This window comes from Streptomyces sp. NPDC046122 (assembly GCF_056429965.1).
In genome coordinates this window covers 966,474-986,571 of the sequence record NZ_JBWKLQ010000001.1, presented here as the reverse complement: position 1 = coordinate 986,571, position 20,098 = coordinate 966,474, and the positions used below count along the sequence as shown (strand labels likewise).

At 71.3% G+C, this 20,098-nt stretch carries 17 protein-coding genes; 13 read left to right on the top strand and 4 right to left on the bottom strand.

All coding sequences use genetic code 11. From position 1 onward, the window contains the following. The first annotated feature begins 17 nt into the window (after positions 1-17). On the top strand, positions 18-1,700 hold the full coding sequence (locus AC07FK_RS04235) for a PucR family transcriptional regulator (RefSeq protein ID WP_479102345.1): 1,683 nt from the start codon (positions 18-20) through the stop codon (positions 1,698-1,700). An 18-nt stretch (positions 1,701-1,718) separates the two neighbouring features. Here the strand turns inward: AC07FK_RS04235 and AC07FK_RS04230 are convergent, their stop codons facing one another. Further along, a complete protein-coding gene (locus AC07FK_RS04230) occupies positions 1,719-2,306 on the bottom strand; it encodes an isochorismatase family protein (protein ID WP_479102344.1) in 588 nt (195 codons plus the stop codon). A gap of 186 nt (positions 2,307-2,492) precedes the next feature. On the opposite strand from AC07FK_RS04230, the gene AC07FK_RS04225 reads away from it, so the two are divergent. The 11 genes from AC07FK_RS04225 (at position 2,493) to menC (ending at position 15,401) form a co-directional block, all read left to right on the top strand. Next, the gene (locus tag AC07FK_RS04225; RefSeq protein WP_479102342.1) at positions 2,493-3,818 is read left to right on the top strand and encodes a serine hydrolase domain-containing protein; all 1,326 of its coding nucleotides are present in this window, start codon (positions 2,493-2,495) and stop codon (positions 3,816-3,818) included. Between the two features lie 27 nt (positions 3,819-3,845). Beyond that, the gene (locus AC07FK_RS04220) at positions 3,846-4,793 is read left to right on the top strand and encodes a serine hydrolase (protein WP_479102340.1); all 948 of its coding nucleotides are present in this window, start codon (positions 3,846-3,848) and stop codon (positions 4,791-4,793) included. After that, positions 4,790-5,707, top strand: coding sequence for a serine hydrolase (locus AC07FK_RS04215; RefSeq protein ID WP_479102338.1), 918 nt, complete (start codon positions 4,790-4,792; stop codon positions 5,705-5,707). The genes AC07FK_RS04220 and AC07FK_RS04215 overlap by 4 nt, the downstream gene beginning before the upstream one ends. 211 nt (positions 5,708-5,918) lie before the next feature. Further along, complete coding sequence (locus tag AC07FK_RS04210; protein ID WP_479102336.1) at positions 5,919-7,520, top strand: ABC transporter substrate-binding protein; 1,602 nt, start codon at positions 5,919-5,921, stop codon at positions 7,518-7,520. Next, positions 7,517-8,560 carry an ABC transporter permease gene (locus tag AC07FK_RS04205; RefSeq protein WP_479102334.1) on the top strand — a complete coding sequence of 348 codons (1,044 nt, stop codon included), beginning with the start codon at positions 7,517-7,519 and terminating at the stop codon, positions 8,558-8,560. The genes AC07FK_RS04210 and AC07FK_RS04205 overlap by 4 nt, the downstream gene beginning before the upstream one ends. Next, positions 8,560-10,377 (top strand): dipeptide/oligopeptide/nickel ABC transporter permease/ATP-binding protein, encoded by a 1,818-nt coding sequence (locus tag AC07FK_RS04200; RefSeq protein WP_479102332.1) that lies wholly within the window; start codon positions 8,560-8,562, stop codon positions 10,375-10,377. The genes AC07FK_RS04205 and AC07FK_RS04200 overlap by 1 nt, the downstream gene beginning before the upstream one ends. Further along, the gene (locus AC07FK_RS04195; protein WP_479102330.1) at positions 10,374-11,066 is read left to right on the top strand and encodes an ABC transporter ATP-binding protein; all 693 of its coding nucleotides are present in this window, start codon (positions 10,374-10,376) and stop codon (positions 11,064-11,066) included. Before AC07FK_RS04200 ends, AC07FK_RS04195 begins: the two co-directional genes overlap by 4 nt. An 87-nt stretch (positions 11,067-11,153) precedes the next feature. After that, entirely contained in the window at positions 11,154-12,176 is a 1,023-nt protein-coding gene (locus AC07FK_RS04190; RefSeq protein ID WP_479102328.1) for a dipeptidase, read from the top strand. A gap of 237 nt (positions 12,177-12,413) precedes the next feature. Beyond that, entirely contained in the window at positions 12,414-13,496 is a 1,083-nt protein-coding gene (locus AC07FK_RS04185; protein ID WP_479102587.1) for a M20 family metallopeptidase, read from the top strand. Beyond that, positions 13,493-14,263 carry a GNAT family N-acetyltransferase gene (locus tag AC07FK_RS04180; protein ID WP_479102326.1) on the top strand — a complete coding sequence of 257 codons (771 nt, stop codon included), beginning with the start codon at positions 13,493-13,495 and terminating at the stop codon, positions 14,261-14,263. Before AC07FK_RS04185 ends, AC07FK_RS04180 begins: the two co-directional genes overlap by 4 nt. Before the next feature lie 25 nt (positions 14,264-14,288). Then, positions 14,289-15,401, top strand: a complete 1,113-nt coding sequence (gene menC / locus AC07FK_RS04175; RefSeq protein WP_479102324.1) for an o-succinylbenzoate synthase — start codon at positions 14,289-14,291, stop codon at positions 15,399-15,401. A 579-nt stretch (positions 15,402-15,980) separates the two neighbouring features. On the opposite strand, the gene AC07FK_RS04170 is transcribed toward menC, so the two are convergent. Beyond that, positions 15,981-16,379: a PIN domain-containing protein gene (locus AC07FK_RS04170; protein ID WP_479102322.1), complete on the bottom strand. Its 399-nt coding sequence runs from the start codon at positions 16,377-16,379 to the stop codon at positions 15,981-15,983. Next, positions 16,376-16,660: a hypothetical protein gene (locus AC07FK_RS04165; RefSeq protein WP_479102320.1), complete on the bottom strand. Its 285-nt coding sequence runs from the start codon at positions 16,658-16,660 to the stop codon at positions 16,376-16,378. The genes AC07FK_RS04170 and AC07FK_RS04165 overlap by 4 nt, the downstream gene beginning before the upstream one ends. 717 nt (positions 16,661-17,377) lie before the next feature. Here AC07FK_RS04165 and AC07FK_RS04160 point away from each other — a divergent pair. After that, entirely contained in the window at positions 17,378-18,421 is a 1,044-nt protein-coding gene (locus tag AC07FK_RS04160; RefSeq protein WP_479102318.1) for a beta family protein, read from the top strand. 35 nt (positions 18,422-18,456) lie between these two features. Here AC07FK_RS04160 and AC07FK_RS04155 read toward each other — a convergent pair whose 3' ends face one another. Beyond that, entirely contained in the window at positions 18,457-19,983 is a 1,527-nt protein-coding gene (locus AC07FK_RS04155; RefSeq protein WP_479102316.1) for a DEAD/DEAH box helicase, read from the bottom strand. Positions 19,984-20,098: the final 115 nt, after the last annotated feature.

Genomic DNA, 20,098 nt, shown 5'->3' with positions numbered 1-20,098 from the left:
CGGAGATGATCAGGCACATGTCGACGCACCCTGCCCGGAGCCTCAGCCGGGTGCTGGAGGACTTCGGCCACACCCTCCTGGATCTGCTGTATGGCGACCCCGACGCGGCCGGGGAGATCGGCGGCGTCGGCATCCACGATCCGTACGACGAGCAGCACTATCCGGAGCACGCCATCGTCCTCGGCGTCGGTGTGCACGGCACGGACGAGATCGGTCGGCTGCTGCGGTACCTCGCCGCGCTCGGGGCCACTGCCCTGGTCGTCCGCGGCCCCGTCGACGACGCCGACGAGCTGGAACCGGTCGTGAACCAGACCGGTGTCGCGTTGCTCGCCCTGACCCGCGGCGCGTCCTGGTCGCAGCTGGCGGCGATGCTGCGCACCCAGCTCGCCGAAGGCGACGTCGGCGACGCTCGCGAGGGCGAGGAGCAGACTCTCGGCGGCGTGCCGTCCGGGGACCTCTTCGCCCTGGCCAACGCCATCGCCACCCTGCTCGACGCCCCCATCACCATCGAGGACCGCCGCTCCCGCATCCTCGCGTTCTCCGGCCGGCAGGACGAGGCGGACGCCCCCCGCGTGGAGAGCATCCTGGCCCGCCAGGTGCCCGAACGCTATCTGCGCCACCACGAGGAGCACGGCGTCTTCAAGGAGTTGTACCGCAGCGAGGGCCTGGTGCACGTTCCCCCGCCGACTCTCGGCGAGGAGGTGGCGCTGCCGCGGGTGGCGGTGGCGGTCCGGGCCGGGGACGAGTTCCTCGGATCGGTGTGGGCGGCGCTGCGCAAGCCCCTCACTCCGGAGCGGGAGCAGGCGTTCCTGGAGGCGGCGAAGCTCGTGGCCCTCCACATGCTCCGCTTCCGGGCGGGCACGGACGCCGAGAACCGGCTGCGCGCCGACCTCGTCACGACCACGCTGGAAGGCGGGGCCGGAGCGGTCGAGGCACTCGGCCGGCTCGGGCTCGTCGACGAACCGACCCTGGTCATGGCCATGGGCCTCGCTCCCGAGCGGGGCGAGGACCACGCCCACGTCACGGCCGAGCGCCAGCGCCTCGCCTCGGCCCTGGCCGTCCACCTCACCGCCGTACAGCCGCGTTCCGCCGTGGCCCTGCTCGGCGACGTGGCGTACGCGCTCTTCCCCGTGCCCGGCGACACCGCCCACGCCCGCGAGCGTGCCCTGCAGGTGGCCTCGAACTTCCTGGCCCGCACCGGAGAGCGGACCGGCGCCGTCATCGGGATCGGCTCGGTCGCCGAGGAGCCCGCCGCGCTCCCGCGCTCCCGCGCCAACGCCGACCGGGCACTGCGCGTGCTGTTCACCGGCCGGACCGGGAAGCGCGCCGCCTCCATCGCCGATGTGTACGTCGACGCCCTGCTCATCGAGATGCGAGACCTGGCCGTCGCCAACCGCGACGAGCTCTCAGGGCCCCTCGCCCGCCTCATGTCGTACGACGCCAAGCACAACGCCCACCTGGTCGAGACCCTGCGGGCGTGGCTGGACGCATTCGGCGACGTGATCACCGCCTCCGCGAGCGTGTTCGTCCACCCCAACACCTTCCGCTACCGGATCCGCAGGGTGTCCGAGGTGGGCGAGATCGACCTTCAGGATCCGGCGGCGAGGTTCGCCGCGATGCTGCAGCTGCGCCTGTTGGGCCCGGGGCAGACGCAGAACGGCGGCGAGACCGAAACGGGTCCCGCCGCCCGGCTCGACTGAGAGCCGCCCCGTTCGGAGTCAGAGACGGACGCCCGGCGGGACCGTCAGGTCCTTGTGGGTGTCGTGGAAGGCGTCCGCGTCCTGGATGGTGCGCACCCAGTCGTAGAACAGCTCCTTCGTCGACAGCGTCTCGATGCCTCGGGACGCAAGGCGCCGCAGGCCGCGCTCGTGGGCCTGGCCGGGGGAGTAGGCGGCGTCGTCCACGACCACGACGCGCTTGCCGGCGTGGTGCAGCTGGATCGCCGAGTGCGCCACGCAGATGTCGGTCTCGATGCCGACGAGGATCATGGTCGTACGGCCGGTGGCCTCGATCGCGGCGGCGATGTCCGGGTTGTCCCACACGGCGAAGGTGTTCTTCGGCAGGGTGACCGCCTTGGCCGGCAGCACCTCGCGGATCTCCGGCACGGTGTGGCCGCTGGTGTCGGGATCCTCCTCGGTCACCACGACCGGGATGCCCAGGCGGTCGGCCACGGACGTGATCCAGGCGATGCGCCGCACCATGTCGTGGAACCGCTGCCGGTCCACGTCCAGCCGCTTGGGCGGATAGAAATCGGTCTGCACATCGATGATCACCAGTGCGCAGTCGTCGCGCTCGATCAGCGGCATCGTCGTCTCGTCTCCTCGTACGTCGGGTGCTCGCCACCCTAGGAAGGCCCACCGCCCCCGGAGTCGTCCGCAGGACCAAGCTCCGACCTGCATCTTCGTATCCGAGGACGAACCGTTCGGGGGTGCTCCGCACGTACGATTCCCGCCAAGTTCAAGGAGCCGCATCGAGCCACCCGGAGGACGTGCGTGAAGGTCGACATCGAGCACTGGGCGCGTCGCCTGGCGGCGCTGGCCGCCGACTCCGAGGTCCCCGGCGCGAGCGTCGCGTTCTGGTACGACGGTGAGGTGCACGAGTGCGCCACCGGTGTCCTCAACACCGCCGCCGGGGCGCCCGTACGCACCGACTCGCTGTTCCAGATCGGTTCGGTCACCAAGGCGTGGACCGCGACCCAGCTGATGCTCCTGGTCGAAGACGGCCGCGTCACCCTGGACACCCCCGTCGCGGAGATCCTGCCGGAATTCCGAGTACTGGACCGGGAAGCAACGGCCGCCATCACCCTGCGCCACCTGCTCACCCACACCTCGGGCATCGACGGCGACCTGTTCCTGGACACCGGACGCGGCGACGACTGCCTGCGGCGCTACGTCGAGGCGTGCGCCGACCTGGAGCAGACCTTCCCCGTCGGGGACTCCCACTCGTACTGCAACTCCGGATTCGTCATCGCCGGCCGGGTCGTCGAGCGGCTCACTGGCACGGTCTGGGACCAGGCCCTGCGGGAGCAGATCTGCGAGCCGCTGGGACTGACCCACACCTGGACGCTGCCCGAGGATGTCCTGCGCTTCGGCGCAGCCGTCGGCCACGACGAGCAGGGCGCCGTGGTGCCGCAGTGGGGGCTGCCCCGGTCCGTCGGTCCCGCGGGCCTCATCTGCGCGCGTGCCGCCGACGTGGTCTCCTTCGGCCGTGCCCACCTCACTCCGGGCGCGCTCCTCGCGGACCCGGCCGCACTGCGCCGGGCGCAGGTCGACCTGCCCAATCCGCATGCCGGGGGACGGCAGTGGGGCATCGGCTGGAGCCTGGACGAGTGGGACGGTCACGAGGTCGTCTCCCACACCGGCGACACCATCGGCCAGCACGCCGCCCTCTGGGTGCTGCCCGAACTCGGGACCGTCGTCGCCGCGCTGATCAACGGTGGCCGGAGCGTCGAGTTCCAGCATCGGCTGGCCACAGAGCTGCTCCGGGAGCTCCACGCGATCGACGTCCCCGCCCCCATCGCCCCGCCCGAGCAGCCCGTCCACGTTGACGTCGCCCCCTTCACCGGCGTGTACGAGCGCGCCGGCAGCAGGACCCACGTTACGGCGGACGAGGGCCGACTGAGCCTGCGCACCGAGCCGACCGGCATCCTCGTGGGCCTCGCCCGCTCCCGCACCCTGGACCTCGTCGCCGTCGACGCGACGACCTTCGTCGGCCGCGACGAAGGGGACTCGATCTGGGACGCGGTGGTGTTCGAGCAGCGCCCCGACGGCCCCTCGTACCTCCACTACAGCGGCCGTGCCACCCCGAAGACCGGCTGACCCCATCCACGCATGATTGGAACCCCCATGGCACCACCGTCCGCCGCTGACGAGGTGACCTCTCGCCTCCAGGTGATCTTCGACGAAGCCGGAGTCGAGGGCTTCGTCCACGCCCGCGACATCGACGGTGACGGTGACGCTCGCGAGGTCGCCCTCCGTGCCGACGCTCCCGTCATCGTCGCTTCAATCCGCAAGATCGCCGTCGCAGTCGCGTACGCCCGCCAGGTGGCGGCCGGAGCCCTCGACCGGGCCGCCCGCCACACCATCACCGCCGCCAACCGCGAAGGCGGCGGCATCGGCACCGACAGCTGCCAGCACGACGTCACCATGAGCACCCGCGACCTCGCCTTCTTCATGCTCTCCATGAGCGACAACGCGGCCACCGACAAGCTCATGGAGATCCTCGGCACGGACCGGGTACGCGCCGTGGCCGCCGAACTGGGCTGCCCGAACCTGCCGGTCGGGCGCTACCGCGATCTGTGGGACCCGGTCTGGGCGGAACTCGGCCTCGACCCGGACGGCGACATCGACGCCCAGCTGGACCGGGTGAGCGAGGACCGGATCAGGGGCCTGGCCATGCTCGACCCCACCCGATCCGCGTCCAGCACACCGCGGGGGATCACCTCCCTGCTCACGGCGGTCTGGCGCGACCGGGCCGGCCCCGCCGAAGCCTGCGCCGAGGTCCGCGAGCTGATGAGCCATCAGCTGTCCACCCATCGCCTCATCGCCGGCTTCGAGCCCGACGTGCGCGTCGCGGCCAAGAACGGCTCTCTATGGGGCGTTCTCAACGAAGCCGCCGTCGTCGAGTACCCCGACGGCGGCCGCTACGCCGTCGCGGTCTTCCTGCGCACCCCCGACCTCGGCGGCCGCAACCCGGCCGCCGACGCCGCGATCGGCCGCGCCGCACGGACCGCCGTCGACCACCTGCGCCGGGCACCAGCCGCCGCCACCACCCGTCAGGAGAAGACGACATGACCACAGCCGCAGCGCGGTCGGCCGGGGCCGATCGGCCCCGCACCCTGCTCGCGTCCGCCTTCACCCAGGCCGGTGTCGAAGGGTACGTCCACGCCCGGGACCTCGACACGGGTGCCGAGCTCGGCCACGGCGCCGACACCCAGGTCGTGCTCGCCTCCGTCTTCAAGATCCCCATCGCGCTCGAGTACGCCCGCCAGGTGGCGGCCGGAGAGCTCGACCCGGCCCGGCGCCACACGGTCACGGCCGCCTACCGGGCCGGCGGCAGCGGTACGGACGGCTGCGCGTACGACGTCGAGATGAGCGCCCGCGACCTCGCCTTCATGATGATGACGATCAGCGACAACGCCGCGACCGACCTGCTCCTGGACGTCGTCGGCCCCGACCGGGTCCGCGCCACCCTGGACGATCTGGGCTTCAAGGGCTTCGGCTTCTCTTCCTCCGCCGCCCTGGACGACGACATCCGCCAGGAACTCGGCCTCGCGCCGGACCGCTCCATCGACGACCAGCTGACCGGCATCCCCGACGAACGGCTCCTCGCCCTCCGCGCCTGCGCCCCCGGCACCAGCCCTTCGAGCACGCCCCGCGAGGTGACCGCGCTCCTCGCCGCCATCTGGCGCGACGAAGCCGGTCCGGCGGCAGCCTGCGCCGAAGTCCGCGACATCATGAGCCAACAGGTGTGGCAGCACCGCCTGGTCTCCGGCTTCCCCGAAGCGGGTGTGCGGCTCGCAGGCAAGACCGGCACCGACTTCGCCGTACGCAACGAAGCCGGCGTCATCGAGTACCCCGACGGCAAGCGGTACGCCGTGGGCGTCTTCCTGCGGACCTCGACGGCGGCCACCCGGCAGCCCCTCGCGGACCGTGCGATCGGCCGCGCCGCCAGGATCGCCGTCGACCACCTCCGTAGCCGGACGTGAACGAGCCACCCGTGCCTGTCACCCCTCCGTACGGACCTGCCATGCCCCGGACCGCTTCTCCCGCGGTCCGGGGCCGTCGTGTCTTCGCGGTCGCCGCCCGACTTGGGATCCCCCACCCAACAGGCCCAGCGGCTTTCGTCGCCCCGACTGAATCAATTCCGGCCACCAGCCGCGACTGTAGGGCAACTCTCCCGCCCCAAGGAGTCCCCCTATGAAGCCCCCGATGCCCTCGATGAAGAGAGCCAAGGCGCTGTCCGCCTGTCTGGCGGTGTCCCTGCTGGCGGCCGGCTGTGGCAGCGTCGTCCAGGCCGGATCGTCCGGCGGTGATGCCTTCAGCTTCGCGATCAAGAGCGACCCCGGACTGCTCGACCCCGCCCAGGTCCAGAACACCACCACGTACACCGCGCTGTCGCTCGCGTACGACACCCTGGTGCACGCCGGGCCCGACGGCCGGATCGTCTCCGGGCTCGCCGAGAAGTGGGAGGTCAAGCCCGCCTCCGTCACCTTCACCCTGCGCCGTGACGTCACCTGCGCCGACGGCAGCCCCGTGACCGCGAGCACCGTCGCCGCGAACGTTGCCCACATCACCGATCCGGCCACCAAGTCGCCCGCGTACGGCGTCGTGGTCCCCGAGGGCCTCACCGCGAAGGCGGACGACAGCGCCCGCACGGTGACGCTCTCCACGTCGGAGCCGTTCGCCTTCACCCTGCAGAGCACCCGCTACCTGTTCATCGTCTGCGGAGCCGGTCTGAAGGACCGCGGTCTGCTCCAGACCGGCACTTCCGGGTCGGGCCCCTTCCGGCTCACCTCCGCCGAGCCGAACCAGAGCTACACCTTCGCCAAGCGCGACGACTACGCCTGGGGACCGGGCGGGGCGACCACCGCCGACGCCGCCATGCCCGGTTCCGTCGTGCTCAAGGTCGTCGGCAGCGAGGCGACGACCGCCAACCTGCTGCTCTCCCACCAGCTGAACGGTGCACAGCTCGCCGGCCCCGACCGCGCCCGCATCACGAACATCCCCGGGGTGACCACCACCGACCAGGCCAACGGCACACAGGAGTTCTTCTTCCACCAGGGCAAGGGCCACCCGGGAAGCGACCCGGCAGTCCGCAAGGCCCTGCTCCAGGCCGTCGACTTCGAATCGCTCGGAGCAATCGCCACCGGCGGGACCGGCCGCACCCCCACCGGGCTGGTCATGGAACCGAAGCCTTGCCCTGGCGACACCATCGCCGGCCACCTGCCCACCTTCGACCCGTACGCGGCCGGATCGGCGCTCCACGCCGCAGGGTGGCGCCGCGGCCCCGACGGATTCCGCATGAAGGAAGGGAAGCGGCTCACCCTGCGCATGATCTATGGCACGTCGTCGGGCGAGACGATGGCCGCCGCGGCCGAGTACCTGGCCGAGTCGTGGAAGAACGTCGGCGTCGACGTCCGGCTGCGGGCTCTGTCCGACGCCGCGTACGGCGAGGTGGAAGCGGTCACCCAGGACTGGGACGTGAACTGGGCGCCGCTGGGCGTCACGCTGCCCACCCAGCTGCTCGGCGCGCTGTCGGGCCCCTTCACCCCCGACGGCGGCAACTTCGCCCACCTCACCAACAAGACCTACGAGCGGCTCACCGCCGAGGCGAGCAGGCTCCCCGGCGCCGCCGGCTGCGCCCTGTGGGAGAGGTCGGAACACGCGCTCCTCGACAGCGCGGACATTGTCCCCGTCGTCGACAAGACCGTCACGATCGCCGCCCACAACGCCACCTTCCGCATCACGTCGGGCCTCTTCGACCCGACGTCGATCCGGATGACGGGAGGACAGAAGTGACCACCCCATCCGACGTGCTCACCCCGCACGAAGCGCCCACCGCCACTGCCGCGTCGCCGCGCCGCCCCCGGCGACTGACCCCGCGCTTCTTCGCCCGGCATCTGCTCCGACTCGCCGGTTCCCTCGCCGTGCTCGTCGTCGCCTCGTTCGCGATGATCCACCTCATCCCCGGCGACCCGCTGCGCCAGATGCTCGGCCCGACCGCGCCGAAGGAACTCGTCGACCAGCGCAGGAGCGAACTCGGGCTCGACGAGCCGCTCGTCACCCAGTTCACGGACTATGTGCGGCAGCTGCTCTCCGGCGATCTCGGCACCTCCTTCTTCAGCTCCCAGCCGGTGACCGACATCATCGGCCAGGGCCTCCCCAACACCCTGGCCCTCGCCTTCCTGGCGACCCTCACCGCTCTGGCCGTGGCCGTGCCGCTGGGCCTGTGGGCCGCCGTCCGCACCCACAACGGACGTCGGAGGGGCACCGAGAGCGCGTTCACCACCCTCACCGGTGCCGCCGTCGCCATCCCCGAGTACCTGTACGGTCTGGCGTTGCTGCTCGTCCTCGCTCTCGGGCTCGGCCTGTTCCCGCCGGCCGGTCTCACCGGGCCCGCCTCCTTCGTGCTGCCGGTGACGGCTCTCGCCATCGCCCCGGCGGCGATGATCGCCCGCCTGGCGCGCGTCGAGACCCTGCGCGAACTCGACACCGACTACATGCGCCTGGCCCACGCCAAGCGGCTGCCCGCCTGGCGGCTGTACGCCGTCCACCTGCTGCCCAACACCCTGACCGCGACCCTGACCATGGGCGGCCTACTGCTCAGCGGGCTGATCACCGGCAGCGTGCTAGTCGAGAACGTGTTCGCCTGGCCCGGACTCGGCCTGCGCACCGTCGAGGCCATCACCCAGAAGGACTACCCCGTGGCGCAGGCGATGATCCTCGTCTACGGCGCGCTCGTCCTCGTCGTCAACTTCTTCGTCGACATCCTGCTCGGGATCCTCGACCCCAAGTCGACTCTGTCCACTCCGTCTGCCTCCACCCGCAGGGAGGGCTGATGAGCCGTCTGCTGAGAAACCCCGCCGGTCTGCTGGGCGCCGTGATCGTCGCCCTCATGGTTCTCCTCGCCATCGTCGGCCCGCCGATCTGGGAGGACGCCGCCACCCGGATGAACCCGAAGGAGATCAGCCAGGGAGCCTCCGCCTCGCACCTGCTCGGCACCGACGCCCTCGGCCGTGACCTGCTCGCCCGGACCCTGGTCGCCACCCGGCTGACCCTGGGCCTCGCCTTCCTGGCCACCCTGATCGGCACCGTCACCGGCATCCTGCTCGGCACCCTGCCGCAGATCCTGCCCCGGCGCGCGGGCCGAGCGGTGATCGCCACGGTCGACCTGCTCGTGGCCTTCCCCGCCCTGCTGCTCGCCATGTTCACCGCCGTCGCCGCCGGCCTCGGCGCCCAGGGCGCCGTCCTCGGCATCGGCGTCGCCCTCGCACCGACGTTCGCCCGGCTCACCCACACCATGACCGCGTCCGTCGCCGGATCCGACTACATCGCGGCGGCCCGCATGCTGCGCGTGCCCCGCCACCGCATCCTCACCCGCCACATCCTGCCCAACATCGCCGAACCGCTCATCCTCAACACCGCTCAGGCCATGGGCGGCGCCCTGCTCGGCCTGTCCGCGATGTCCTTCCTCGGCATGGGCGTCCAGGCACCCTCGTACGACTGGGGCCGGCTGCTCAACGAAGCCTTCGGGCACGTCTACGTCACCCCGTCCGTCGTCGTCGCCCCCGCGCTCGCCGTCAGCCTCTCCGGCCTTGGCTTCATGCTGCTCGGCGACACCTTCGCCAAGGCGGCCGCCCACACCCGCGAAACGGTCGGCAAGCCCCTCGCCCCCGTGGTGGTCCCCCGGCGGGACGAGCCCGCTCCGGACGCTGTCCTGGAGGTACGGAACCTGACCGTCGCCTTCCCCGGCGGCATCACCCCCGTACGGCAGGTGTCGCTGACCGTCCGCGCGGGAGAGATCGTCGGCCTCGTCGGCGAGTCGGGCAGCGGCAAGAGCATGACGGCCGCCGCCATCGGGCAGATCGTGCCCTACCCCGGCCTCGCCGGCAGCGCTCGCATGCGGCTCGGCGGGGTCGACCTCGACGGCCTGACCGACTCCGAGCGCCGCAAGCTGCTCGGGTCGTCGCTCGCGATGGTCTTCCAGGACCCCACCAGCTCCCTCAACCCCGCCCTGCGCGTCGGCGGCCAGCTCGCCGAAGTGGCCACCCTGCACGACGGCGCCACCCGCACCGAGGCTCGGGCCCGCGCCGTCGAACGGCTCGACCGGGTCCGCATCAAGGACCCCGCCGACGTCGCCAAGCGCTACCCGCACGAGCTGTCCGGCGGCATGCGCCAGCGCGCCGTCATCGCCATGGGCCTGATGAACACGCCCCGCCTGATCATCGCGGACGAGCCCACCACCGCCCTCGACGTCACCGTCCAGCGCGAGGTCCTGCGGGTCCTGCGCGAAGCGGTCGACGAGACGCAGGCCGGCACCCTGTTCATCTCCCACGACATCGCCGTCGTCAGCGAACTGTGCGACCGGATCGCCGTCATGTACGCCGGCCGCATCGTCGAGGAACTCCCCGCCGACGCCCTCCACTACGCCCGCCACCCCTACACCCGCGCCCTCGTCGGCTCGCTCCCCGACATGGACACCGACCGCTCGGGCCCCCTCACCACCATCCCCGGCCGCCAGCCCGCGCCCGGCGACGTGGGCGACGGCTGCGCCTTCGCCGACCGGTGCGCCTTCGCCACCGCCCGCTGCGCCATCCGCCCCAAGCTGCTCGCCCGTACGGAAACCCACTCCGTGGCCTGCTGGGAGGTCCTGTGAACATCCGCGAACTCACCGTCCGCTTCGGCTCCTTCACCGCCGTCGATCGTGTCAGCCTGGAGGTGCCGAAGGGATCCGCCACCGGCCTCGTGGGGGAGTCCGGCTCCGGGAAGTCCACCCTCGCCCGCGCCGTGGCCGGCCTGACCCCGTACAGCGGAACCGTCTCCGGGGTCGCACGCGGCCGCGTACAGATGGTGTTCCAGGACCCGTACTCCTCGCTCAACCCGCGCATGAGCATCGGCGACGCCATCGCCGAGGGCACCCGCGTCCCCCGCGCCCAGCGGTCGGCGGAAGTCGGACGGCTCCTCGAACTGGTCTCCCTCCCCGCCACGTACGCGAGCAAGTACCCCCGGGAACTCTCCGGCGGCCAGCGCCAGCGCGTCGCCATCGCCCGCGCCCTCGCCGCCGAGCCGGAACTCCTCATCGCGGACGAGATCACCTCCGCCCTCGACGTCTCCGTCCAAGGCGCCGTCCTCAACCTCTTGCGCGAACTGCGCGGCGAACTCGGCCTGACCATGCTCTTCATCTCGCACAACCTCGCCGTCGTCCGGTACGTATGCGACGCCGTCGCCGTCATGCACCACGGCCGGCTCGTGGAATCCGGCCCCGTCGAGGACGTGATCGGCGCGCCTCGCCACGAGTACACCCGCACCCTGCTCGACGCGGTCCCGCGCCTGGCCCGCGCCTGAGCCACTCGCTCCTCCTCCCGAGCGTCCGGTGGCCCCACACCCCTTCCAGGGCCGCCGGACGCCTCTTCACCGCCCGAAAGGCCCGCCGTGTCCCACGACCTCCACCACCGTGCCGTCGTCGCCGACGCGCACAACGACCTCCTCATGGCCGTCGCCGCACGCCCCCCGAAGCGCTGGGGCTCCTTCTTCCGCGAACGCTGGCTGCCGCAACTGCGCGAGGGCGGCATCGACATCCAGGTCCTGCCCGTGTTCATCGACGACCAGTACCGGCCCGAGGGCGCGCTCCGGCAGACCCTCCGCATGATCGAGTGCGCCCACGTCCTCGCCGAGGCCAACGCCGACCAGGTCGCACTGTGCCTGAACGGCGCAGATATCGACGCTGCCCTCGCCGAGGGGAAGATCGCCCTCGTCCTCGCCCTGGAGAGTGCTCCCGGCATCGACGCCTCCGTCGAACTCTTTCCCACCCTCTTCCGGCTGGGCGTACGGATGGCCTCGATCGCCCACTGGGGACGCACCCCGCTCGCCGACGGCAGCCGAGAGGACGCCACCGGCAGCCGGCTGACCGCACCCGGCGTCGAAGCGCTCCACGAGATGGAACGCCTCGGGATGCTCTTCGACATCTCTCACCTGGGGGCGAGCGGTGTCGCACACGTCCTGGAACTGGCTACCCGGCCGCTCATCGCCACCCACTCGTGCGCCCGAGCCCTGCGCGACCACCACCGCAACCTCACCGACGACCAGATCCGCGGCGTGGCGGCCACGGGTGGTGTGGTGTGCGTGAACTTCGTACCGGACTTCCTCACCGACGACCAGGCGAAGGTGAGCACCGACCGGATCGTCGACCACATCGAGCACATCGTCTCGGTCGCCGGGATCGACCACGTCGGCCTCGGCTCCGACTTCGTACGCGAGGTCATGCACGACGTCACGCCACCCTGCTGCGAGAGCCTCGACGAGGAGGACCCCATGTTCGACTTCCCTGGGCTCGAGGGTCCCGCGGGCATGCCCCTGGTGACCGAGGCGCTGCTCCACAGAGGTCTGCCGGAAGCCCACATCCTCAAGATCCTCGGCGGGAACATGCGGCAGCTCATGGCCAAGCACATGGGCTGACCTGGGTTTAACCCTTAAAACGGTGACCGGCCGGTCGTGTGACCCGCCGGGCACCAGCCGTTCCGGCGGGCGTTGGGTCCGCAGTACGAACCGGACGTCCAGCTTGTCACCACGGCACCAACCGGGCCGTGTCCAGCCTGCCTAGCGTGGCGGTCATCCCAATCTGGAGGACCCACCGTGCCGGTTGACCAAGAACCCCGTCCACTGCGAGCGGACGGCGCGTTCGACCTCGACGCCATGCTCGCCGACCTCGAAGAACTCGTGACCTGCGAGTCGTACTCCGCGGACCACGCCGCCGTCGCCCGCAGCGCACAGGTGGTCGCCGACCAGGGAAGCCGACTGCTCGGCGCCCGCCCGCAGACGCTGGTCGTCGACGGCGTCACCCACGTCCAGTGGACCTTCGGTGCCCCGCGCATCCTGCTCCTGGGGCACCACGACACCGTCTGGCCGATCGGCTCGCTCACGACCCACCCCTGGTCGGTGGATCAGGGCATCGCACGCGGCCCGGGCGTCTTCGACATGAAGGCCGGCCTGGTCCAGATGTTCCACGCCCTGGCCTCCCTGCCCTCCCTCGACGGAGTGTGCGTCCTGATCACGGGCGACGAGGAGGTCGGCTCGGACACCTCCCGCCCCCTCATCGAGGACCTGGCACGGCAGTGCGCGGCCACCCTCGTCCTGGAGCCGTCCGCCCCCGGGGGTGCGCTCAAGACCGGTCGCAAGGGCATGTCCCTGTACGACATCACCGTTCACGGCCGCGCCGCCCATTCCGGGCTGGAACCCGAGAAGGGCGTCAACGCGGCGACCGAACTCGCCCACCAGATCCTCGCCCTGAGCCGGATCGCCGACACGGTGACCGCGGAGACCGGGCCCGGGACGACCGTCACTCCCACCGTGATGTCGGCGGGCACCACGAACAACACCGTGCCCGCCCGCGCCGACCTCAGCGTGGACGTACGCGTCCCCACGGCAGTGGCGCAGGAAGCCGTCGACCAGCTCATCAGGACCCTGCAGCCGCATGATCCCGAGGCGCGCCTGCGGATCGCCGGCGGCCCCAACCGCCCGCCCCTGGACCCGGACGCCTCCCACAAGCTCTTCGCCTTGGCCGACGACATCGCCCCACGACTCGGCCTAGGCCCCCTGCGGCAGGCCGCTGTCGGCGGCGCCTCCGACGGCAACTACACCGCCGGAGTCGGCTGCCCCACCCTCGACGGCCTCGGCGCCGTCGGCGACGGCGCCCACGCCGACCACGAACACGTCGTCACCACCGCCATGCCGGACCGCGCCCGGCTCCTGGCCGAACTCGTCGGAGCGATGCAGTGAACGCACTCGACCTCAGGGAACTCCACACCATGGAGGACCTCGACACCGTCAGCCGCCTCTACGCCCACATCTGGGGCACCGACGCCGACAGCCCGCCCGTCTCCGCGGAAATCATGCGCGCCCTGTCGCACGCGGGTAACTACGTCGCCGGCGCCTACGAGCAGGGCCGACTGGTCGGCGCGTCCGTCGCCTTCTTCGGCGACCCCATCGGCACCACCCTGCACTCCCACATCACCGGCACTGCCATGGGACGCGGCATCGGCCTCGCCCTCAAACTGCACCAGCGCCAGTGGGCCCTCGCCCGCGGAATCAAGCGCATCACCTGGACCTATGACCCGCTGATCCGCCGCAACGCCTACTTCAACCTCGTCAAACTCGGGGCCCGACCCGAGGAGTACCTGACGTCGTTCTACGGCGCCATGGACGACGCCATCAACGGCGGCGACGAGTCCGACCGCGTCCTGACCGCCTGGGACCTGACCGCGCCCGCAGGGCCGTACGTCTTCGAGCTGCCCGCCGACGTGGCCCACGGCGTCCGCGAGCACGACGGCCACCCCGTGATCGGACACACCGACGCCGCCACCGTCCTCATTGACCTCCCCGACGACATCGAGTCCCTCCGCCGTACGGACCCGGACGCCGCCCGCGACTGGCGTCTGGCTGTCCGGCACACCCTGGGCGGCCTGCTCGCCGAGGGAGCCCGCGTTGCCGGATTCCACGACCGGCGCAGCTACGTCATCCACCGCACCGCCGGCCCCGCCGCCTGAACCACTCACCAGGAGTCACCCGCACATGAAGACCACGATCTCCGGCGTCGAACTGCGCCGGATCGCGATGCCGCTCGTCGCCCCGTTCCGCACCTCCTTCGGCGTCGAGACCAGCCGCGACGTCCTGCTCGTCCGCGTCGTCACCTCCGACGGCACGGAAGGCTGGGCCGAGTGCGCGGCCATGTCGGAGCCCCGCTACTGCTCCGAGTTCGTCGACGGCGCCCAGGACGTCCTGCGCCGCTTCCTCGTCCCGGCCCTGCCGAAGGACGGCGTGGACGCGGCCACCGTCGGCCGCGCCCTGGAACCCTTCACCGGCCACCACATGGCGAAGTCGGTCTTGGAGACCGCCGTCCTCGACGCCCAACTCCGCACGTCGGGCGAGACCTTCGGCGCCTACCTGGGCGCGTCCCGCGACCGCGTGCCGTGCGGCGTCTCCGTCGGCATCATGGACTCAATACCGGAGCTCCTGGACGCCGTCGAAGGTTACGTCTCCGAGGGCTACGTCCGGATCAAGCTGAAGATCGAGCCCGGCTGGGACGTCGAACCCGTCCGCGCCGTCCGCGAGCGCTTCGGCGACGACCTCCTCCTCCAGGTCGACGCCAACGCCGCGTACACCCTCGTCGACGCCCAGCAACTCGCCAAGCTCGACGACTTCGGCCTCCTGCTGATCGAACAGCCCCTCGCCAACGACGACATGGTCCAGCACGCCCAGCTCGCCAAGCTGCTGCGCACCCCGATCTGCCTGGACGAGTCCATCGAATCCGCCGCCGACGCAGCAGCCGCCATCTCCCTCGGCGCCTGCTCGATCATCAACATCAAGCCGGCGCGCGTCGGCGGCTACCTGGAAGCCCGCCGCATCCACGACATCGCCCGCTCCCACGGCATCCCCGTCTGGTGCGGCGGCATGCTGGAAACCGGCATCGGCCGCGCCGCCAATGTCGCCCTCGCCGCCCTCCCCGGCTTCACCCTCCCCGGTGACACCTCCGGCTCCCACCGCTACTTCGCCACCGACATCACGGAGCCGTTCCTCCTCGCGGACGGTCACCTCGACGTCCCGACGGGTCCGGGACTCGGCATCGAGCCGCTCCCCGACGTCCTGAAGGAGGTCACCACCTCCACCGAGTGGATCGCGCTCTAGTCCTCCGTACAAGACAACCGACCTCCCGAAGGCTCCCTGGGCGCCACCGCGCCCAGGGAGCCTTCGCCGCACCTCGTCTCCTGCGACGGAATGGCCCGACCGGATTCAGCGCAGGACACGAACGTAAGGGGCCACCGCTCCCGCATAGTGGCACCACCGCACCGCGTGACGATAGGAGCGCTTACACCCACGAGCATCCACGCCGCCACGCCGCCCGCCCGCCCTGCCGACAAACCATCCTCCTCGGCGCGAAGGTGGGTGGGCACCCGGACTACGGCGGCAGGAGCCTTACCACCCAGCGGCGCGGATTCGCCCCAGGGCCGCGAAACGGCTGTCGTGTACGCGAAGCCGTCCAGTAAGGCCGCCGCCTACAAGCAGTCGCGCCTCCCAAGGTCCTGTGCCCCGGCGACCGGCTGTAAACCGAAGCCCGCCTGGCCGACGGCGGCGTGCACGAGCTCTGGTCCGTGGATCGTCAGCGTCCTTGACCTCCGCGTGCTGTGGCGCGCCGCCGCGTCCCACAACGCCTCACCCCCGCTGTCGGCACCCCGACGTTGCGCGGGCCCTGCGCGATGTCACGAATCAGATCTTCTCGGCGGTCACGCGCGGGTGGTCGGCGGTGAGCATGGTGACGTCCTCGACGTCGGAGGTCAGGATGGTCACGCGGCCCGGCTGGGCGAGGGCGGTGGCGCAGAGCATCGCGTCGATGGCGTACTTGTGACCGTGCAGCCCGGCCGCGCGCAGCAGGGTGGCGGCGGACTGGGCGAGGGCCTGAGTGACGGGCTCGACCCGCAGCCGGGACAGCGTCCACTTCAGCGCGGCGTCGTTGATCCGGGGGTGGATCACCTCGACGCGGACCGCGGCCGAGGTGATCACCGGAGGATCGGCGTCACGCGCGGCGGTGAAAGACTCGTGGACCTCGCGGTCGCGTTGTACGGCCTTGGCCAGCCCCTCGCTGTCCAGGATGAGCGCGCCGCTCACGCGGCCGCCCCGGCGTCGGCGGCGGTGCTGCCGGTGAGCTTGGCCCGCTTGGCGGCCATGCCTTCCGGATCGGCGGGGCCGTTGGCCTTGTCCAAGTCGGCGATCAGCTCGTCCAGGTTGTCGCGCTCGATCTGCCGTTTCGCGGCCTTCTCCAGGTACGCGGACACACCCCGCTTGCCGACCCGCTCACGGATCGCTTGCAGGGTGCCGGCGGTGCGGGATACGGAGATGCCGCTGGTGGGGCCGTCGCCGGGAGGGAAGTCGGTGTCGTCGTCAGCCATGACACGAGGGTGGCATTTCGAATGCCATACGGCGAGATCCTTGTCTGTGGGGAGCCGGGGTCGCTCTCCGGCGTGCGTCAGAGGCCGCACGTAGCGCACATAGTGCGCGCAATGCACATTGATCTTGTGTCCGCTTTGCGTCTCCTGCGTCGCTGACCTGCGGTTTTCTTTAACCTGTTTTTTTGGCTCTACATGTTTTCGATGACGCACCACGTGGAGTGCGTGGCGATTCTGGAGCCGGTCCGCGAGGACAGCTGACCTGGGGTTTTGTGGTGCTCTTCCCTCGCTCGACCTGTTTCTCCCAGCCCAACAGGTGAAGCGCGGGGCGTGTCTGCGATACCCGGCTGACCTGCAGATTCAGGCGTGCCGCGGCGACCACTGAGCATGCCGTCTCCGCGTGCCCGTCAGGTCGCCGAGCTCGTATGACGCTCGTTCTGAAGACCCATCACATCAGGCTGGGTCGCGTTCGACGTATTGGTCAGACTGCCGCGCAGCTGGGCGGCAGTCTGGCGTGATCGGCTTCCCGACGTCCCCCTTTCTTGCCGATGCCCTGACGATCAGCACCACCGCATGGCGGGCACGGCCGACCACCGGGGCTGATCTGCCCGACGGTTTTTCGGTCAATCGGGCTGGAAACGCGCTGTTCCGGGGTGTCCGGAAACAGGAGAACCTGGGGGCGAGGGAAGAGGGCACGGGCAGAGCCGAGGGGGAGCCGCCATGTCCAGTCCGCTGTACGTTCCCGTCCTGCCGGCCAAGCCGCACGCCCTGGCTGCCTATCAGCACCTGGACCCGGCGGTGCAGTCGGCCGTCGTACCACTCTGGAACCTGCCTCCGCGACCGGGCCTTCCCCCGGACGCCCTCCGCGCGGAGATCCGGCGTGACGCCCACGCCGTGAGCAGGAGGCAGCGCCACCATCCTGCATGGCTCGACGCCCCGTTTGCCGACGCGGCACAACTGACGGCACTCGCGGCCGTGCTGGCGGAACTGGGCGAACTGGGCCCGCTGCGACCGGTCACCGGCCCCGATCGCCCCGCCTCACACCAGGCTGCTTCCCTGGCGCAGGCCCGGACCACCGGGAAGGGCCTCGGCATACGGGTCGCGGTGCCCGGCGAGTGGGACGGCGCCGCCGCCCTCGCTGTACGCGATCTCCTGGCACGCGCGGATCCGGCCGTCGAGACGGACCTCCTGCTCGACCTCGGCACCGTCCTGGCCGATCGGGCCGAGGCCGCGAAGGAGGCCCTGCGCGCCCTCGACGCCCTGATGCCGCTGACCCCGTGGCGCATCGCCGCCGTGCTCAGCGGTGCGTTCCCGGTGGTGACCGCCGACATGCTGGAACACGGCCTGCACGCCGAACCTCGGATGGATTGGCACACCTGGCGCGAGCTGTCGGACAGCGGCCGAGGCTACGTACGGTGGCTCAGCCACGGCGACTACGGGATCCAGTCCGTCCGGGCCCTCGCGCGCGCGACGTCCCAGGGCGGCGGCCCGCCCTGGGGAACGCTCCGCTACACCACTGAGGAGTCGTTCCTCCTCGCCAAGGTCCTCACCCGCGGCGAGGAGCGCAACACCGTCAATCGGGCGGCAGCCCGGCAGCTCGTCGAGCTGCCCGATTTCCGGGGCGCGGCGGCCGGTGCGGGGGAGAGCTGGCTGCGGGACTGCGCGCACGGGCGGGGGCCGTCCGCGACGGGCAACGCGACGGTCTGGCTCCGCGTGGGGAACGTCCAGCACATGTCGTACGTCGTCCGGAGCCTGCGCATGTGACCTGGGCCCGCAAGCCCCGTCCCGTGCGGGACCGGTCAGGCGAAGACGGGATCCAGCATCGTCTCCCCGGCCAGCACCCGCCAAGCCGGCAGCCGCACCGTCCGGGCCACCGGCGCGGGCTTCGCCCCCCGGCCGCCGGACGGCAGCCCGATCAGCAGGTCACCGCGCGCGTGGATGAGCCGCAGATGGCGGGCGGGATCCTGCCCCGGCAGGGGGCCCGTGTCGATGAGCACCGCCGTGTTCTCCCCGTCCACCGTGAGCAGCAGGTCCACCGTGTGCCCGCCGACCACCGCCGCGCGTTCCAGGTCGGTGATGCCACGGGTACCGAGATACTCCTGGAGCCGGTCGGCGAGCTCCTCGCGGAATCCGGGCGACGCCGGGGGACCGGGGACTGCGTCCTGGTGTGCGGAGGCTCCCGCGCGCAGCACCGTCGAGCGCTCCGCGAGCAGGGCCGGCAGCCCCGCCTGCCCCTGCCAGAAGCGATGGCTCCCCACCGTGATCAGCTGCGACTTCGCCCGGGTGACCGCGACGTTCCAGAGGTTGACCTGGCTGGCCACCCAGTGCGTCGTCTTCGGCGGGGTGTTGTCCGTGGCCACCGGGCTCAGGACCATGACGTCGCGCTGACCGCCCTGGAAGGCGTGCACCGTACCGACCCGGACCCGGTCGTCACCGGCCCACACCCGGGCCAGCGCCTCCTTCTGCGCGCGGAAGGGTGTCACCACCCCGACCGTGGCGTCCTGGGGCAGCCGTGCCAGCAGATCGTCCACCGTCCGCCGCACCTGGTCCGCCTCGGCCTGGTTGCGCCAGGACCGGCCGCCGCTGCCGGCCGCGGACTCGCCGTACGGCACGTCCACCCAGCCGAGCACCGGAGCCGGATCGGCCGCCCCCGCCGGATCGACGGGCGGAACCTGCCTGCGGACATCGGTGAGGACCTGCAACTGGCCCGCGTAGCAGTAGCCGTTGACCACGTCCGCGATCTGCGGATGGCACCGGTAGTGCTCGTCGAGCAGCAGCGCAGCATCCCCGTGCTGCGCCGCCGCATGGTACGAGGCGTACACGTGGTAGGCCAGCCGATGGTCCTCCAGCTGCGCGGCGGTCAGGCCCGCCCGCACCCGGGCCTGCCGCTCCTGCTCCGGACTGATCCCGGGAATGTGCCCGAGCTGCATCGGGTCGCCGATGATCAACGCCCGCTTCGCCCGGAACAGCAGCGGCAGCACCGACGGGATCGAGCACTGGCTCGCCTCGTCGATCACCACGAGGTCGAAGAGCTTCGGGGCGAGTTCGAGCTGGCGCACCGAGTGCGTACTGATGGCCCATGCCTTCAGGTGCGCCATCAGATTGCGCTGGCTCTTCTGGAAACCCGAGCGCCGGCGCAACGCCTGGAGCCGCTGGTTCATCAGCGACCGGCCCCGCACCATGCCCTCGGCGGCCACGGCCTGCGCCAGTTCCCCCGACACCGCGGAGGACGCGGCGGCGCTCTTCATCCGTGCCTGCTTCAGCGCCTCCTCGTCCCAGGCCAGTTGTGACGGTACGAGCTCGCGGAGGCCCCGCTCCACCGCCATGGCCTCCGCGAGGTCGAGTAGCAGTTCGGGTGGGGCAGGGCGCTCCGCTACCCAGTCCGGCCACGAAGTCTCGGATCCGCCGCCGGACGAACCTGCGAGGGCTGTGAGGGCCCGC

Bases quoted from the DNA above. Each gene is read 5' to 3' on its own strand.
- AC07FK_RS04235 (WP_479102345.1), top strand. From the start codon at position 18: ATGTCGACGCACCCTGCCCGGAGCCTCAGCCGGGTGCTGGAGGACTTC.
- AC07FK_RS04230 (WP_479102344.1), bottom strand. From the start codon at position 2,306: ATGCCGCTGATCGAGCGCGACGACTGCGCACTGGTGATCATCGATGTG.
- AC07FK_RS04220 (WP_479102340.1), top strand. From the start codon at position 3,846: ATGGCACCACCGTCCGCCGCTGACGAGGTGACCTCTCGCCTCCAGGTG.
- AC07FK_RS04215 (WP_479102338.1), top strand. From the start codon at position 4,790: ATGACCACAGCCGCAGCGCGGTCGGCCGGGGCCGATCGGCCCCGCACC.
- AC07FK_RS04210 (WP_479102336.1), top strand. From the start codon at position 5,919: ATGAAGCCCCCGATGCCCTCGATGAAGAGAGCCAAGGCGCTGTCCGCC.
- AC07FK_RS04200 (WP_479102332.1), top strand. From the start codon at position 8,560: ATGAGCCGTCTGCTGAGAAACCCCGCCGGTCTGCTGGGCGCCGTGATC.
- AC07FK_RS04185 (WP_479102587.1), top strand. From the start codon at position 12,414: ATGCTCGCCGACCTCGAAGAACTCGTGACCTGCGAGTCGTACTCCGCG.
- menC (WP_479102324.1), top strand. From the start codon at position 14,289: ATGAAGACCACGATCTCCGGCGTCGAACTGCGCCGGATCGCGATGCCG.
- AC07FK_RS04165 (WP_479102320.1), bottom strand. From the start codon at position 16,660: ATGGCTGACGACGACACCGACTTCCCTCCCGGCGACGGCCCCACCAGC.
- AC07FK_RS04160 (WP_479102318.1), top strand. From the start codon at position 17,378: ATGTCCAGTCCGCTGTACGTTCCCGTCCTGCCGGCCAAGCCGCACGCC.
- AC07FK_RS04155 (WP_479102316.1), bottom strand. From the start codon at position 19,983: ATGGCGGTGGAGCGGGGCCTCCGCGAGCTCGTACCGTCACAACTGGCC.